Genomic DNA, 14,916 nt, shown 5'->3' on the forward strand with positions numbered 1-14,916 from the left:
GGATTCCGGGCAGCTCGTCTATGGTGACCGCGATGACCAGTTCAGTTTCGGTGGACGACCTGAGCCCGGGCGACCACGCCTGCCTGACGTACTCCGACGCGGAGGAGCGGCTGGACATCGTGGCGGCGTTCGTGCGGGACGGGCTCGGCGCGGGGCAGAAGGTCGTCTGCTTCACCGACCAGGCCGGCATGACCGACCTGGCCAGCGAGCTCGCGCAGCGGGAGGTGCGGGCGCCACGCCGCGGCCAGCTCACCGTGCGCGACAACGAGCGATCCTGGATCGGCTCCGGCCGGGCGTCCGCGGCCGGGATGATCGACGTGCTGGCCGGCGAGCTGGCGATGGCCGACCAGCAGGGGTACGCGGGGCTGCGGGTCACCGCGGACATGTGCTGGGCGACCCAGCCGGTGGCGGCGGTCGACGAGCTGCTCGTCTTCGAGTCCAAGGTCGCCGGGCTCTTCACCGGTGGCCGGCTGACCGCGATCTGCCAGTACGACCGGCAGAGCTTCGACCAGGTCACGCTCGCCTTCGCGGCCAAGGCGCACCCGCGTGCGGTCGCCGCCGCCGTCTACTACGAAGACCCGCTGCTGCGCATCTGCCGCCAACACGTGCCGCCCGGCATCCGGCTGGCCGGCGAGATCGACTACCAGCGCCTGCCGGAGCTCAACCACGCGCTCGCCGAGGCGCTGCGCCTCGGCGGCGACATCCACGTCAACCTCGTACACCTGCGCTTCCTCGACGCGGCCGCCGCGGCGGCGATCGGCAGGGCCGCGGCGGGGCTCCCGCCCGGCCGCTCGATGGTCGTCACCGGCCCGCGCCTGGTGGCCAAGATGTTCGCCCTGGTCGGCGCGAGTGAGTTGCCGGCCGTTCGGGTAAGGGTGGTCCATGGTCGGCCGTGACCACGCAGCGCGCTTCCACGACGGGTCGAGCCCGCCGGTGGCTCCGGACGCCGTGACCGCCCTCGACCAGCGGTTCGACGCCGACGGCCTGTACGCCCTGCGCGCCGCCGTCGCGGCCCACGCCGCCCAGCTCGGCGCCGGCGAGGAGACCGTCGAGGAGCTCGTGGTGATCGCCAACGAGCTGGCCACCAACGCGATCCGCCACGGCGGCGGCGCCGGCCGGCTGCGACTGTGGCGGGACGGGCCGGTGATCCGCTGCGAGGTCAGCGACGGCGGGCCGGGCGTCGACCCCGCCGCCGGCCACGAACGCGCGCCCCTGACCGCGTACGGCGGGCGCGGCCTGTGGGTGGTCCGGCAGATGTCCCGGGACGTCGACGTCACCACCGGCCCGCGCGGCGCCACCGTCACCGCCGCGATCCCGATCGACCGCTGAGCGTCGCCGGTCCACAATGGGCGGATGACCAGCGACGAGGAACTGCGGCTCCGGCATCTGGACCACATCCAGGGCATCATCACCCGCCTGGCGCAGAACTCGTTCACCGTGCGCGGCTGGTCGGTCAGCCTCGTCTCGGTGGTGCTCGCCGTGCTGAGCACCCAGGACAGCTCCGCCGGGCTGGCGCCGATCGCCCTCGTACCGGCCCTGGTCTTCTGGGGCCTCGACGCGTACTACCTGCGCGGGGAGCGCCTGTACCGGCAGCTGTACCGGGCGGTCGCGAACCGCATCGTCGCCGGCCCCGGCGCCCCGACGTGTCCCCGTTCGACATGGACCTCGGGCGCTACACCGCCACGGTGCCCACCTTCGCCCGTACCCTGCTCACCCTCAACGTCCTCACCATCCCCGCCCTCCTGGTGGTCGGCGTAGCGACGTACCGCCTCGCCACCTGGTAGGGGCCAGATCGCTGCGGTGATCATGAAGTTAGCGTCCGGGCAAGCGCTCTCTCCACCGCCAACCCCATGATCACCGGTGGGCCCAGCCCAATCCGCCCTGCCCCGCTCCGGCCTTGCCCGCCTTGCCGATCAAGGGATTTCGCGTCGATCAAGGGCAAACGGTCGTGGTTTGGAGATCGAAGCACGGCCGTTTGCCCTTGATCGACGCGGAGGAGGAGGCGGGGCGCGCGGACGGCGCGCGGAGGGGAGGGGGCGCGGGGAGGGGGCGCGGGGAGGGGAGGGGCGCGCGGGCGGGGTTAGGCGGCTTGGGGGAGGCGGGGGGTCAGGGTCGTGAGGACCCGGGTGCGGTCGGTGGGGTCGGCGACGGTCACCAGGATGCAGCCGGGGCGGGACATGACCGTCGCGGTCGCGCCGAGCACCCGCGCCGCACGCACAAGGATCGCCGCCATCTCCTGACCGCCAAGGCGTACCCCCAAAAAGTCGGGACGGAGCCGGCGGCCGCCGGCGAGCAGGGCGGCGCGCCAGGCCGCGCGTGCCAGGGTGACGCGCTGGGCGTTGCGCGGCGAGGACGCGCCGAGCGGGTCGGTGCTCAGCAGCATGCGGCGGCCCTGGTGCCAGGCGGCGGCCAGCAGCCGGTCGGCGTCCTCGCGGCGGCGGGGTGGCACCAGCACCCGCTGGACGGTGTAGCGCCGCCGGCCGCCCCCGATGCGCGCCTCGTGGGTGGCGTCGAGGCCGAGCTCGTCGAGCAGCCCGGCCAAGCGGCCGGCGGCGTCTTCGTGATCGAATTCCGCGAAGGGGCGCGGGGCGTGGACGACTCCACTCATGGGGCGCCGGCGCGCGGGTGGGCGGCCGGCGTCCGTGCACTGGATCAGCGACGCCGACTCGAACGCGGCGGGCAGCAGGTCGGCGGGCACCGTCTGGTGGTTCATGGTTGTCCCCTTCCGGCGGTCACGGGTCCACCGTCGCCGATCGAACCGTTCGGCCGGTACACCGGCGGCGAGGACTTGAGGGAAACTTGCGCGGACCGCTACCCGAGGGACATTGGGTGACCCCCACACCAGACCCCACCGGCGTCGCGCTGCCGCGCGCCGCGCCTCGCTGTCGGGTTTAGGGCCTGTATCAAAGTGGATGACCGGGCTGCGGCGGACCCAGACGACGACCGGCGGCGCCGGATCGCCGCCTGGGCCTCGCCTCGCTCCGGCCCCCACTTTGATACAGGCCCTGATCGTCCTGGCGCTCACCGCGGCCTGCGTCGGGGGTACGCCGGAGCACCGCCAGATCCGCATCGCCACGGGCAGCCCGACGGCGGTCTATCACGCGGTCGGCACCGCGCTGGCGTCCGTCATCGAGCAGGAGCTGCCGGAGGTCGACGCGACCGTGCTGGTGACCGCGGCGTCGGCGGAGAACGTGCAGCTGGTGTCGAGCAACGCCGCGGAGATCGGGTTCACGCAGGCGGACATCCTGGTCTCGGGCGTCTCACCGGCGCCCAACATGGCCGCCCTGGCCCGGGTGTACGACGACCTGCTGCACCTGGTGGTGCGCGCGGACAGCCCGATCACGCGGCTGCAGGACCTGCGCGGCCGGCGGGTCTCGGTCGGCGCGCCCGGCTCGGGCACCGGCGTGACCGTCGGGCGGCTGCTGTCGGTCGCCGGCATGGCCGAGCCCGGGGTGATCCGGCAGGAGCGGCTCAGCCTCGACGACTCGGTCCGCGCGCTGTCCAACCGGGAGATCGACGCGTTCTTCTTCTCCGGCGGGTTGCCGGTCGCCGGGATCAAGAAGCTCAGCGGCGCGTCCGCTACCCGGATCATCGACCTGTCCGACTGGGCCGCCCCGCTGCGCGCCGCCTACAGCGACGTGTACGTGGTGCGCGACGTGCCCACGTCGGCGTACCAGCTGCCGCCGGTGGCCACGGTCGCCGTGCCGAACCTGCTGGTCGTGCCGGCGTCGATGCCGGACGATCTGGCGTTCGACCTGGCCCGGCTGCTGATGGAGCGGCGGGACGTGCTGGCGGCCGCGCACCCGGCGGCGGAGCGCCTCGACATCCGTTCGGCGATCGCCACGCTGCCGGTGCCGTTGCATCCGGGCGCGGCCCGCTACTTCAAGTCGGTCAAGCCTTAGTAGCAGCCGGCAACCAGACCCGCGCCTCCAGGCCGCCGGATTCTGCGGGCGCCAGCGTGAAGCGGCCGGCGGACGCCTCCACCAGCACCGTCACGATCGGCAGGCCGAGGCCGGCGCCGTCGACGTTCTGGGCGTCGGGGGCGCGCCAGAAGCGTTCGGTCGCCAGCCGGCACTGCTCCTGCGTCATCCCCGGCCCGGTGTCCCGGACGGCCACCTCCACGCCGCCGTCCCGGGACGCCACCTCCACCTCGACCCGCCCGCCGGCCGGCGTGAACTTGAGCGCGTTGTCGATCAGGGCGTCCAGGGACTGGTCGAGCGCGGTGGCGACGAGCCGGGCGTACCGGGGCTCGTCCGGGACGAGGGTGACCAGCTCGATGCCGCGCCGTTCGACGAGCGGCCCCCACGCCTCGCCGCGCTGCCGCGCGACGGCGACCGCGTCCACGACCTCGACGCGCTGCTGTCCGCGTTCGGCCCGGGCCAGAGCGAGCAACCCATCGAGTACGTCGGCCAGCCGGTCCGTCTCGGCGAGGGCGATCTCGTGGTCGGCGCGGTCGTCCGCGTCGACGAGCTTGGTGCCCAGGTCCTCGACGCGCAGGCGCAGCACGGTGAGCGGGTTGCGCAGCTGGTGGCTGGCGTGGGCGACGAAGGCGCGCTGGCGTTCGAGCGCCTCGGCCACCGCGTCGGCCATCTCGTTGAAGCTGGCCGAGAGCCGGCGCAGCTCCGGCGGCCCGAGTCCGGGCTGGACGCGCGCGGCGCTGTCGCCCGCCCCGATCTCGTGGGCGGCCGCGTCGAGCCGGGTCACCGGCCGCAGCACCCAACCGGCCAGGCGCAGCGCCATGATGACGCACGCGGCGAGCGCGAGCAGGCTGACCAGGCCCAGCTCCAGCCACGACGAGATGACCTCGCGGCGGTTGCGCCAGGTGGGCGAGACGGTGAGCACGGTGCCGAGTACGGCGCCGCCGTCGCTGACCGGCACGGCCACGACCAGCGGGTGCTCCTGCCACGGCCAGAGCGTCGGCGGGGTGCCGACCTGCCGGCCGGCGAGCGCGCCGCGGATCGCGACCTGGGTGCGTTCGGGGTCGGGCGCCGGCGCGCCGAACACGCTCAACACCTGCTGATCCTGGTCGACCAGCATGGTGCCGATGCCGTACAGCTCGTGGTAGCGGCGCAGCTCGTCCGTGAGCGAATCCAGCTCGCCGCTGCGCATCGCGGGGGCGGCGAGGGCGGCGAACCGGGTGGCGTCGGCCAGCCGGTCCGCGAGCACGCGCTGCGTCTCCCGGTTGGTCAGCGACACCGCCAGTGGCACCTCGAAGGCCAGCAGGACCAAGCACAAGAGCAGCACGTACGTGCTCACGAGCCGCCTGCGCAAGGGTGCCTCCTGTTACCCGGTGCGCAGACGGTAGCCCACTCCACGGACGGTCTGCACCAGGTCGGGGTGGCTGAGCTTGGCGCGCAGCGACGCCACGTGGACCTCCAGCGTGTGCCGGCCGGACCAGGTGGTCTGCCAGACGTCCAGCAGGATGCGCTCGCGGGTCACCGCGACGCCGGGCTGCCGGGCCAGCGACGCCAGGATGTCGAACTCCTTGCGGGTCAGCGAGACCGCGCGGCCGTTCACCTCCACGGTCCGGCAGGCGTGGTCGATGCGCAGCGGCCCGCACTCGACGGCCTCCTGCGGCGGGGCCTGCCGGGCGGCCCGGCGCAGCAGCGCCTCGATGCGGGCCTGCAACTCGGCCATCGAGAACGGCTTGACCACGTAGTCGTCGGCGCCCATGCGCAGCCCGGTGACGCGGTCGCGCTCCTCGGCGCGCGCGGTCACGGCGATGATCCCCAGGTGCGCGCTGCGCGCCCGGAGCGTGCGGCACACGTCGACGCCGTCGCCGTCCGGCAGGTTGAGGTCCAGCAGCACCAGGTCGCACGGGGCCGCCGCGAGAGCCGCACTGGCCGTCGCGGCGTGCTCCACGTCGTACCCGCGCCGTTGCAGCATCGACGTCATGACCGCCGTCACCCGCAGGTCGTCCTCTACGAGCAGTATCCGCATCGGCTTCCGCCCATCGCCCGTCATGCTTGCCTTTCCAGCTTGCGGCCGAGAATGTAGCTCACGGATGTTTCCCTCAACGTATCGGCGTCCATAGGGCCTGCTCGGTAACGGGAAGGTAACGGTGGACGTCTATCGTGGACGCCGCTTGGTGGGGTACAGTGCTGCCGACTAGCCGGGCAGCGATCGTCCACGTACGGGATGTGATGCCCAGTGCCCCGCTTGTCCTCCCTCTCTTTTACGTTGCCAATCGTCTTGGTCGCTGCGCTCGCGCCGGCCGTCCTGACCGCCACGCCGGCCCTCGCCGAGGTCACGTTCACCAGTACCGCCGTCAACTCGGGCTCCGGGCTGTGCGCCGAGGTGCCGGGCGGCGCCTCCACCAGTGCGCTGCAGCTCGCCCAGGCCACCTGCGCGTCCGGCGCGGCCCGGCAGTCGTTCACGTTCGTGCCGGTCGCCGGCGTCGCCAACACGTACAACATCCGGACGCTGACGAGCGGCAGCTGCGTCGACATCTTCGGCGCCTCGACCGCGGACAACGCCACCGTCATCCAGTACGCCTGCCACAGCAACAACAACCAGCGGTTCCGGCTGCAGGCGGTGACCGTGGCCGGCCAGACGAACACGTTCAACGTGGTAGCCGTCCACTCCAGCAAGTGCATCGCGCCGGCGGCGGACAACCGCTTGGTGCAGCTGCCGTGCACCACCGCGACCGCCCGGGTATGGCGGCTGCCGTCGTACACGCCGGGACCTCTACGGGGACCTTCAACAACCCGTTGAAGGTGCAGGGTCCGGATCCGTGGTTGACGTACTACAACGGCTTCTACTACCTGGCCACGACGACGTGGAACAACACGATCACGATGCGCAAGTCGGCCACGCTGGGTGGGCTGCGCACCGCCCCCGACACGTTGCTGTTCACGCTGACCCGGCCGAACGGTGCCGGCACGATGTGGGCGCCGGAGTTCCATCTGCTCAACGGGCCGAGCGGGCAACGCTGGTACTTCTACTACACCGCCGGCCAAGAGCCCTACAACCTGGGCACCCAACGCATCCACGTGCTGGAAAGCGCCGGCCTGGACCCGATGGGCCCCTACACGTTCAAGGCCGACATGCTCGACCCGACCGCGGACAACACCTGGGAACTCGACCCCGGCATCCTGCAACTCAACGGCCAACTCTATTTGCTCGGCACGTTCTACAACGGATCCCAACCCATGTTCATCCGCCCGCTGTCCAACCCCTGGACCGCGTCCGGCACCCGCCGGACCCTGTCCACCCCCACCTACTCGTGGGAAACCGTGGGTGGCGCGGTCAACGAAGGCGGCGAAGTCCTGCAACGCAACGGCAGAACCTTCATCATCTACTCCGCCTCACACTGCTCCACCCCCGACTACAAACTCGGCATGCTCACCTACAACGGCGGCGACCCCCTGCTGTCCTCCTCCTGGACCAAATCAGCCAACCCCGTCTTCCAACGCTCCAACGCCAACGGCGTCTACGGACCCGGCCACAACGGCTTCTTCAAATCCCCCGACGGCACCGAAGACTGGATCGTCTACCACGCCAACAGCTCCACCAGCGGCGGCTGCGACATGAACCGCTCCACCCGCGCCCAAAAATTCACCTGGAACGCCGACGGCACCCCAACTTCGGCACCCCCGCATCCCTGAACACCGCACTCGCCGTACCAAGCGGCGAACCCGCCTGACCGCGTCGCCTGCCACCGCCGCCTCTGCTTCGGGGGCGGCGGTGGCCCTGTGCGTGACGTCCGAAACCCGCCAGCATCTCGTCCGCGGGCCGCGAAGACTTGAGTCATGGCAACCGTTTACGCGACATTCGACAGCCCGCTCGGGGACCTGCTGCTGGTCGGGTCGGCCGGTCCCGGCGGCCCGGCGCTGACCCGCCTGGCCGTGGACGCGCGACCACAGCCGGAGTGGCGGCGCGACCAGGACGCCTTCGCCGACGCGGGGCACCAGCTGCGGGCGTACTTCGCGGGGGAGCGCCGCGCGTTCGACCTGCCGTACGCGGCCAGCGGCACGGCGTTCCAGCGGCGGGTGTGGCTCGCGGTCGACGCGATCCCGTACGGCCGGACGGCCACGTACGGCGCGCTGGCCGAGCGCGTCGGGGCGCCGCGCGACCGGATCCGCGCGGTCGCGGCCGCGGTCGGCGCGAACCCGCTGCTGATCCTGCGCCCCTGCCACCGGGTGGTCGGCGCGGACGGCAAGCTGACCGGGTACGCCGCCGGCCTGGAGCGCAAGCGCTACCTGCTGAACCTGGAGGGTGGCACGATGCTGGGATCAATGGGCGTCGAGCTATTTCTAACCTCAAACCCATGACCGACTTCACGTTCGACACCGGCGTTGTCGAATACCACGAGAACTACCAGTACACGGAGCTGCCGGCGGAGATCCGCAGCGACGCGAACTCCGACGGGCTCACCGACTACGTGGTCCACGACTACGACCGCGACGGACACTACGAGCGGTACGAGCAGGACACCAACTACGACGGGCAGTTCGACGTCGTCCAAGACGACCGCAACGAGGACGGTGTCATCGACGCCTCGTGGGAGGACATCAACAAGGACGGGCGCTGGGACGTGCGGGCGCTCGACACCAACCTCGACGGGCGGTTCGACCACCTGACGTACGACCTGGACGGGCAGCCCGGCTGGGACCTGCACAAGCGGGACACCAACTTCGACGGCGTGATGGACCTCGAGGCGCGCGACCGCAACCACGACGGCGCGTACGACGTGATGACCGAGGACCGCAACTACGACGGGCAACTCGACCGCCTGTCGTACGACCTGAACGGCGATGGGCGTTTCGACCTCGTCAAGGAAGACAACAACTACGACGGCGACTACGAAAACTCGTACCGCTACTGACCCCGCCCCGGCCTCGCGCGTCGCGACCGGCCGGCCGGCGTTCGCGCCGATCAAGGACTTTGGCGTCGATCAAGGGCGAACGGCCGTGCTTTGATCTCCGATCCACGACCGTTTGCCCTTGATCGACGCCAAAGTCCTTGATCGGCGCGTGCCGGGCGGGGCGGCGGAGGGCGGGGCGGCGGAGGGCGGGGCGGCGGAGGGCGGGGCGGCGTACGGGGGTGGGGAGGATGGGGGGATGCGGGTGTGGGTGGGGGTGCTTGGCGGGACGGAGGTGCGGGGGCCGATGGGGGGCGGTTGGCGCTCGGTGGGCCGCGGGTACGGGCGTTGCTCGCGCTGCTGGCGCTCGACGCGGGCCGGCTCGTCCCCGCGGAGCGGCTGATCGACGGCCTGTACGGCGACCACCCGCCCGCCGGCGCCGCGAACGCGCTCCAGTCGCAGGTTTCCCGGCTGCGCCAGACGCTGGGCGAGTACGCCCGGGTGGAGTTCGACCCGGCGGCGGGCTACCGGTTGGCGGTGGAGCGGGACGACGTCGACGCGCACCGGTTCGCGCGGCTCGCCGGCGAGGGGCGGCGCGCGCTGCAGGCGGGTGACCTCGCCGGGGCGGCCGCCGCGCTGGGCGAGGCGCTGGAGCTGTGGCGGGGTCCCGCGCTGGCGGACGCGCCGTACGCGACCGCGCCGGCCGCCCGGCTGGAGGAGCTGCGCCTCGGTGCGGTCGAGGACAAGGTCGCGGCCGAGCTGGGGCTGGGCGGGCACGCCGGGCTGGTCGCCGAGCTGCGCGACCTGGTCGCCGCGCACCCGCTGCGGGAGCGGCTGCGGGTCCACCTCATGGGCGCGCTGCACGGCAGCGGGCGGCAGGCCGAGGCGCTGGCCGCGTACGAGGAGGGCCGGCGGATCCTGGCCGAGGAGCTGGGCGTCGACCCCTCGCCGGAGATGTCCGCGCTGCACGTCGCCATCCTGCGGGACGAGGCGATCCGAGCGCCGCGCCTGCCGGGCCAGCTCACCAGCTTCGTCGGGCGCGAGGAGGAGCTGCGCCGGGTCGGCAAGCTGCTGGGCGAGGCGCGGCTGGTCACGCTGCACGGGCCCGGCGGCGCGGGCAAGACCCGGCTGGCCATCGAGGCCGCCGGCCGCCAGGACGGCGATGTGTGCCTGGTCGAGCTGGCACCGGTGGCGCCCGGCGAGGACGTGCCGCAGGCGGTGTTGGCGGCGCTCGGGCTGCGGGAGGCCGGCCTGCGCGGCACGGCGGACCGGCGGGACGCCACCGAACGGCTGGTCGCGGCGCTCGCCGACCGCCGGCTGCTGATCGTGCTGGACAACTGCGAGCACGTCGTCGCGGACGCCGCCCGGCTGGCCGCTCGGCTGCTCGGTGCCTGTCCCGGGCTGCGGATCCTGGCCACCAGCCGGGAGCCGCTCGGCCTGACCGGCGAGGCGCTCTGCCCGGTCGTCGGGCTCGCCGTGCCGCCGCCGGACGCCGTGGACGCGCTGGTGGTGTACCCGGCGGTGCGGCTCTTCGCCGATCGGGCCGCCGACGTGGCACCCGGTTTCGCGGTCGACGACAACCACGATGCGGTGCTGCGGATCTGCCGTACCCTCGACGGTCTGCCGCTGGCCATCGAGCTGGCCGCGGCGCGGCTGCGGGCGCTGCCGGTCGCGGAGGTCGCGGCCCGCCTGGACGACCGGTTTCGCCTGCTGAACCGGGGGAGCCGCACCGCCGAGCCGCGGCACCAGACGCTCCGGGCGGTGGTGGGGTGGAGCTGGGATCTGCTGGACGCGGCCGAGCAGCGGCTGGCCCGCCGGCTGACGGTCTTCGCGGGCGGGGCCACGCTCGCCGCGGCCGAGGCGGTGTGCGGCGCGGACGTCGACGTGCTCACCGGCCTGGTCGACAAGTCGCTCGTGGTGGCGACCGGTGACCGGTACTGGATGCTGGAGACCGTGCGGGCGTTCTGCGCCGAGCGGCTGGCCGAGGCCGGCGAGATCGCGGAGCTGCGGGCCGCGCACGCGGCGTATTTCCTGGATCTGGCCCGGACCGCGGACCCGCACCTGCGCCGCGCCGAGCAGTTGGAGTGGCTGCGCCGCCTGGACGCGGACCGCGACAACCTGCACGCGGCGCTGCGCCGGGCGACCGCCGACGACCCGCCGGCGGCGCTGCGGCTGGTCGCGGCGCTGGCGTTCTACTGGTGGCTGCGCGGCCTGCGTACGGAGAGCGCGGCGCTGGCCACACGGTTGTTGGCGCAGGTCGGGACCGAGCCACCGCCCGGCCTGGCGGAGGAGTACGCGCTGTGCGCGCTGACCGCCTCGTTGGGCGGGGCCGGGTGCCCGCAGCTGCCGGTCAGCGTCTGGGCGGCCGGCGAGGTCCTGCCCAAGCTCGATCGCCCGCCGGCGCAGCCGTTCCTGCTGTACCTGTCGGCGCTGGCCACCGGGCCGCCGGAGGGCGGGCCCATGTCCGGCAACGAGATGCTCGAGCTGTGGGGCGACATGCTCGGCGTGGATCCGTGGATCCTGGCGCTGGGGTCGATCGGCGTCGGGCTGACGCTGCTGTACTACCGGCGCGTCGAGTCCGCCGAGCGGGAGATCGCCACCGCGCTCGCCGGGTTCCGGGCGCTGGGGGAGCGCTGGGGCATGATGGTCGCCCTGTCCGCGCTGGCCGAGTTCGCCGACTGGCGGGGCGACCACGCCGCGGCGGCCGCCCCGATGGGCGAGGCGCTGCGCCTGGCCGAGGCCCTGGACTCCACGGTGGACATCGCCGACCTGCTGCGCATCCGCGCGGACGGGCGGGTGTACGCCGGCGACCTGGATGGCGGGCGGGACGACTACCTCCAGGCGGTGGCCCACGCCCGGCGGTCGGGCGCGCTGGAGCTGCTGGCGGCGGCCCACCTGGGGCTCGGCGAGGTAGCCCGGCGCCGCGGCGACCTGGCCGGGGCCCGGACGCTCTGCGAGACGGCGCTCGCCGAGTGCCCGACCGGGTGGTTCAGCGCGGAGGCGACGCGGTTCGCCGTACACGTGGCGCTTGGTCGGATCGCGGAGGCGGAGGGTGACCCGGCCGCGGCGCGTGCCTGGTATCGGCGCGGGTTGGCCGGCACCGCCGGCACGCGCAGCATGTTCGCGCTGACCGACGCGGTCGAGGGACTGGTCGGCCTCGCGGAGGGCGAGCGGGCCGCGCTGCTGCTCGGCGCGGGCGCCGCCCTGGGCGCGGTGGACGCGGACGCCGGGCGGGAGCGGGCGGGCGACGCCGCGGCCTTCGCCCGCGGCGTCGCGATGACCCGCGAGGAGGCGATCAGGGCGCTGTCAGCGGACGGTGCGTGACCGGTCAGCGCCGCCCGCGACCGTAAGCCGCATGACGACAGAGACACCCGCGGTGGTCGCCGAGGGGCTGCGCAAGCGGTACGGCGCGACCACCGCCCTCGACGGTTTCGACCTGAGCGTGCCGGCCGGCACGGTGTACGGGCTGCTGGGGCCGAACGGCGCCGGCAAGACCACGGCGGTGCGGATCCTGTCCACGCTGCTGCGCTTCGACGGCGGCCGGGCCCTCGTCGCCGGGTACGACGTGGCGCGCCAGCCGGAGCGGATCCGCGACCTGATCGCCATGACCGGGCAGTACGCCGCGGTCGACGAGATCCTCAGCGGCCGGCAGAACCTGGTCCTCTTCGGACGCCTCTACCACCTGCGCCCGCGGGCCGCCCGGCAGCGGGCCGACGAGCTGCTGGACCGGTTCGGGCTGGCGGACGCGGCGGACAAGTCGGCCAGGGAGTACTCCGGCGGGATGCGCCGCCGGCTCGACCTGGCCGCCAGCCTCATCCGGACCCCGCAGGTCCTCTTTCTCGACGAGCCCACCGCCGGCCTCGACCCGCGCAGCCGCAACCAGCTCTGGGACGCGGTCCGCGAGCTGGTCGCCGGCGGCACGACGGTGCTGCTCACCACGCAGTACCTGGAGGAGGCCGACCAGTTGGCCGGCCGGATCTCGGTGGTCGACGCCGGCCACGTGGTCGCCGAGGGCACGCCGGACGAGCTGAAGTCGAGGATCGGCGCGGACCGGCTGGAGGTGGTCGTGCACGACGCGGCCGACCTGGGCGCCGCCGCCGGGATCATCCGGGAGATCTGCTTGGCCACGCCAGCGGTCGACATCGACGTACGCCGGCTCGGCGCGCCGGTCACCGACCGGGTGGCCGCGCTGGCGGGCGTGATGCGGGCGTTGCAGGACGCCGGCATCGGGGTCGAGGACATCGGCCTGCGCCGGCCGACCCTCGACGAGGCGTTCCTGCACCTGACCGGCGACCGCGTGCGCGAGGAGGTGGCGGCATGACCGCCCTGGTGGATGGCTGGACGATGACCCGGCGCAACATGGCCCACGTGGTGCGGGCGCCGGAGGAGATCGTCATCTACTTCTCCCTGCCCATCATGTTCGTGCTGGTCTTCGGGTACGTCTTCGGCAGCGGCATGGCGGTGCCCGGTGGCGGCAACTATCGCGAGTACCTGCTGCCCGGCATCTTCGTGATGACCATGCTGTACGGCCTCGGCGCCACCGCGAACGCCGTGGCGCTGGACGTCAACAGGGGCGTGGTGGACCGGTTCCGGTCGATGCCGGTGGCCCGATCCGCGCTGCTGACCGGGCGCAGCGGCGCCGACCTGATGCGCGCCCTGCTTGAAATGTCCACTTTGGTGGTATGTGGCCTGCTGGTTGGCTGGCGCTGGCGCGACGGCGTGGTCGACGCGCTGGTCGCGGTCGGGCTCATCCTGCTGCTGCGGGTCGCGCTGACCTGGATGGGCATCTACATGGGACTGGTCGTGCCCAACCCGGACGTCGTACCGATCATCGTGTTTCCGCTGGCCTTCCCGCTGACCGCGATCTCCAACGTCTTCGTGGCACCCGACCTCATGCCGGGCTGGCTCGGCGCGATCTCGGCGTGGAACCCGCTCTCGGCCACCGTGGCGGCGAGCCGCGAGCTCTTCGGCAACCCGAGCGCCGGAGGCGACTCGTGGGTGGCGCAGCACCCGCTGCTGCTTGCCGTGACCTGGCCGGTGGTGCTCATCGCGGTCTTCGCGCCGCTCGCGGTACGCCGGTACCGGCGGCTCAGCCGCTGACAGTGTCTGTATCAGGCTCGGGCGTCGCTGCTCTTGTTTGCGTGATGTCAGGATCCGTTTCGCGTGGACTTGCTGGTCCCCCCTTCGCCAGAATGGTTCCGGCGAACCTGGGGGATGGAATGGATCCGTTGAGCGAGGCTGGCGCGCGCGAACTCGTCGAGCGGGTGCGCGCCGGTGACGAGGCCGCGTGGGTCGCCCTGACCGACCGGTACGTCAACCTCCTCTGGTCGGTGGCCCGCGGCATGCGGCTGTCCGAGGCGGACGCCGCGGACGCCGTGCAGACCACCTGGCTGCACCTCGTGGAAGGGCTGGACACGCTGCGCGACCCGGATCGGGTCGGCGCGTGGCTGGCCACCACGATCCGCCGGGAGTGCCTGGCCATCCTGCGGCGGCGCAACCGTACGGTCGCCGCCGAGGGGTGGGACCTGATCCCCGACGACGCCGCCCCGCTCGACGACGCGCTCCTGCGGCAAGAGCGGGACGCGGCGCTGTGGCGGGCGTTCCGCGCGCTGGGCCCCCGGTGCCAGGCCCTGCTGCGGGTGCTGATGGCCGACCCGGCGCCGTCGTACGCGGAGGTGTCGGAAGCACTCGACATGCCCATCGGCGGCATCGGCCCCACGCGGCGCCGGTGCCTCGACGCGCTCCGCAAGATCATGTTTCGCGGTGCGCACCCGTTCGAAGCCCCTTCCCCCGGAAACGCATGAGGAGGCACCCCCATGACCTCCGACGATGACGACGTTCTGATCGCCGAGTTGCGCCGGGTCGCCGGCGAGGCGGACCCCGTACCCGCCGTGGTGGTCGCCGCGGCGCGGGCCGCGATCACGACCCGAAACCTCGACCACGAGCTGGCTCGGCTCGTCGCCGACTCCGCGGACGCCGACCTGGGCCGGTCCTTCGAGGCCGTCCGCGGTCCCGCCCGCGAGACGGAGAGCCGCCTGGTGTCGTACGAGGGGGGTGGCGTCCAGGTCGACCTCGACCTCAGCCCGTCCGGCGGCGGGCTGAGGTTGATCGGC

The 14,916-nt window shown here is 73.1% G+C and carries 15 protein-coding genes; 12 read left to right on the plus strand and 3 right to left on the minus strand.

What is annotated here, in order from left to right:
- The first annotated feature begins 32 nt into the window (after nt 1–32).
- Genes Prum_RS37795 through Prum_RS37805 form a run of 3 tightly spaced genes read left to right on the plus strand, consistent with a single transcriptional unit; the run spans nt 33 to nt 1,758 of the window.
- A complete protein-coding gene (locus Prum_RS37795) occupies nt 33–896 on the plus strand; it encodes an MEDS domain-containing protein (protein ID WP_173081462.1) in 864 nt (287 codons plus the stop codon).
- The gene (locus Prum_RS37800; protein ID WP_173081464.1) at nt 883–1,329 is read left to right on the plus strand and encodes an ATP-binding protein; all 447 of its coding nucleotides are present in this window, start codon (nt 883–885) and stop codon (nt 1,327–1,329) included. Before Prum_RS37795 ends, Prum_RS37800 begins: the two co-directional genes overlap by 14 nt.
- 24 nt (nt 1,330–1,353) lie before the next feature.
- Nucleotides 1,354–1,758, plus strand: a complete 405-nt coding sequence (locus Prum_RS37805; protein ID WP_173081465.1) for a hypothetical protein — start codon at nt 1,354–1,356, stop codon at nt 1,756–1,758.
- A 322-nt stretch (nt 1,759–2,080) separates the two neighbouring features.
- Here Prum_RS37805 and Prum_RS37810 read toward each other — a convergent pair whose 3' ends face one another.
- Nucleotides 2,081–2,713, minus strand: coding sequence for a hypothetical protein (locus tag Prum_RS37810; RefSeq protein WP_173081466.1), 633 nt, complete (start codon nt 2,711–2,713; stop codon nt 2,081–2,083).
- A gap of 199 nt (nt 2,714–2,912) precedes the next feature.
- On the opposite strand from Prum_RS37810, the gene Prum_RS37815 reads away from it, so the two are divergent.
- The gene (locus tag Prum_RS37815) at nt 2,913–3,902 is read left to right on the plus strand and encodes a TAXI family TRAP transporter solute-binding subunit (protein WP_173081467.1); all 990 of its coding nucleotides are present in this window, start codon (nt 2,913–2,915) and stop codon (nt 3,900–3,902) included.
- Here Prum_RS37815 and Prum_RS37820 read toward each other — a convergent pair.
- Together Prum_RS37820 and Prum_RS37825 are read right to left on the minus strand one after the other, a co-directional pair.
- The gene (locus Prum_RS37820) at nt 3,892–5,271 is read right to left on the minus strand and encodes a sensor histidine kinase (protein ID WP_173081469.1); all 1,380 of its coding nucleotides are present in this window, start codon (nt 5,269–5,271) and stop codon (nt 3,892–3,894) included. The genes Prum_RS37815 and Prum_RS37820 overlap by 11 nt on opposite strands.
- Before the next feature lie 12 nt (nt 5,272–5,283).
- A complete protein-coding gene (locus Prum_RS37825; RefSeq protein WP_173081471.1) occupies nt 5,284–5,940 on the minus strand; it encodes a response regulator transcription factor in 657 nt (218 codons plus the stop codon).
- Between the two features lie 252 nt (nt 5,941–6,192).
- Between Prum_RS37825 and Prum_RS52575 the strand changes: the two genes are divergently transcribed.
- From Prum_RS52575 to Prum_RS37860, 8 genes are all read left to right on the plus strand, one after another.
- Nucleotides 6,193–6,714, plus strand: coding sequence for an RICIN domain-containing protein (locus tag Prum_RS52575; protein ID WP_246278360.1), 522 nt, complete (start codon nt 6,193–6,195; stop codon nt 6,712–6,714).
- Nucleotides 6,657–7,607: a glycoside hydrolase family 43 protein gene (locus Prum_RS52580; RefSeq protein ID WP_246278361.1), complete on the plus strand. Its 951-nt coding sequence runs from the start codon at nt 6,657–6,659 to the stop codon at nt 7,605–7,607. Before Prum_RS52575 ends, Prum_RS52580 begins: the two co-directional genes overlap by 58 nt.
- Nucleotides 7,608–7,751: 144 nt before the next feature.
- Nucleotides 7,752–8,273: a methylated-DNA--[protein]-cysteine S-methyltransferase gene (locus Prum_RS37835; protein WP_173081473.1), complete on the plus strand. Its 522-nt coding sequence runs from the start codon at nt 7,752–7,754 to the stop codon at nt 8,271–8,273.
- A complete protein-coding gene (locus Prum_RS37840; RefSeq protein ID WP_173081474.1) occupies nt 8,270–8,827 on the plus strand; it encodes a hypothetical protein in 558 nt (185 codons plus the stop codon). The genes Prum_RS37835 and Prum_RS37840 overlap by 4 nt, the downstream gene beginning before the upstream one ends.
- A gap of 294 nt (nt 8,828–9,121) precedes the next feature.
- Nucleotides 9,122–12,127, plus strand: a complete 3,006-nt coding sequence (locus Prum_RS37845) for an AfsR/SARP family transcriptional regulator (RefSeq protein ID WP_246278362.1) — start codon at nt 9,122–9,124, stop codon at nt 12,125–12,127.
- Between the two features lie 31 nt (nt 12,128–12,158).
- On the plus strand, nt 12,159–13,124 hold the full coding sequence (locus tag Prum_RS37850; protein WP_173081485.1) for an ATP-binding cassette domain-containing protein: 966 nt from the start codon (nt 12,159–12,161) through the stop codon (nt 13,122–13,124).
- Nucleotides 13,121–13,903 carry an ABC transporter permease gene (locus Prum_RS37855; protein WP_173081487.1) on the plus strand — a complete coding sequence of 261 codons (783 nt, stop codon included), beginning with the start codon at nt 13,121–13,123 and terminating at the stop codon, nt 13,901–13,903. The genes Prum_RS37850 and Prum_RS37855 overlap by 4 nt, the downstream gene beginning before the upstream one ends.
- Before the next feature lie 128 nt (nt 13,904–14,031).
- Nucleotides 14,032–14,607, plus strand: a complete 576-nt coding sequence (locus Prum_RS37860; RefSeq protein WP_371871320.1) for an RNA polymerase sigma factor — start codon at nt 14,032–14,034, stop codon at nt 14,605–14,607.
- Nucleotides 14,608–14,916: the final 309 nt, after the last annotated feature.

The organism is Phytohabitans rumicis (assembly GCF_011764445.1).
Taxonomy (GTDB): domain Bacteria; phylum Actinomycetota; class Actinomycetes; order Mycobacteriales; family Micromonosporaceae; genus Phytohabitans; species Phytohabitans rumicis.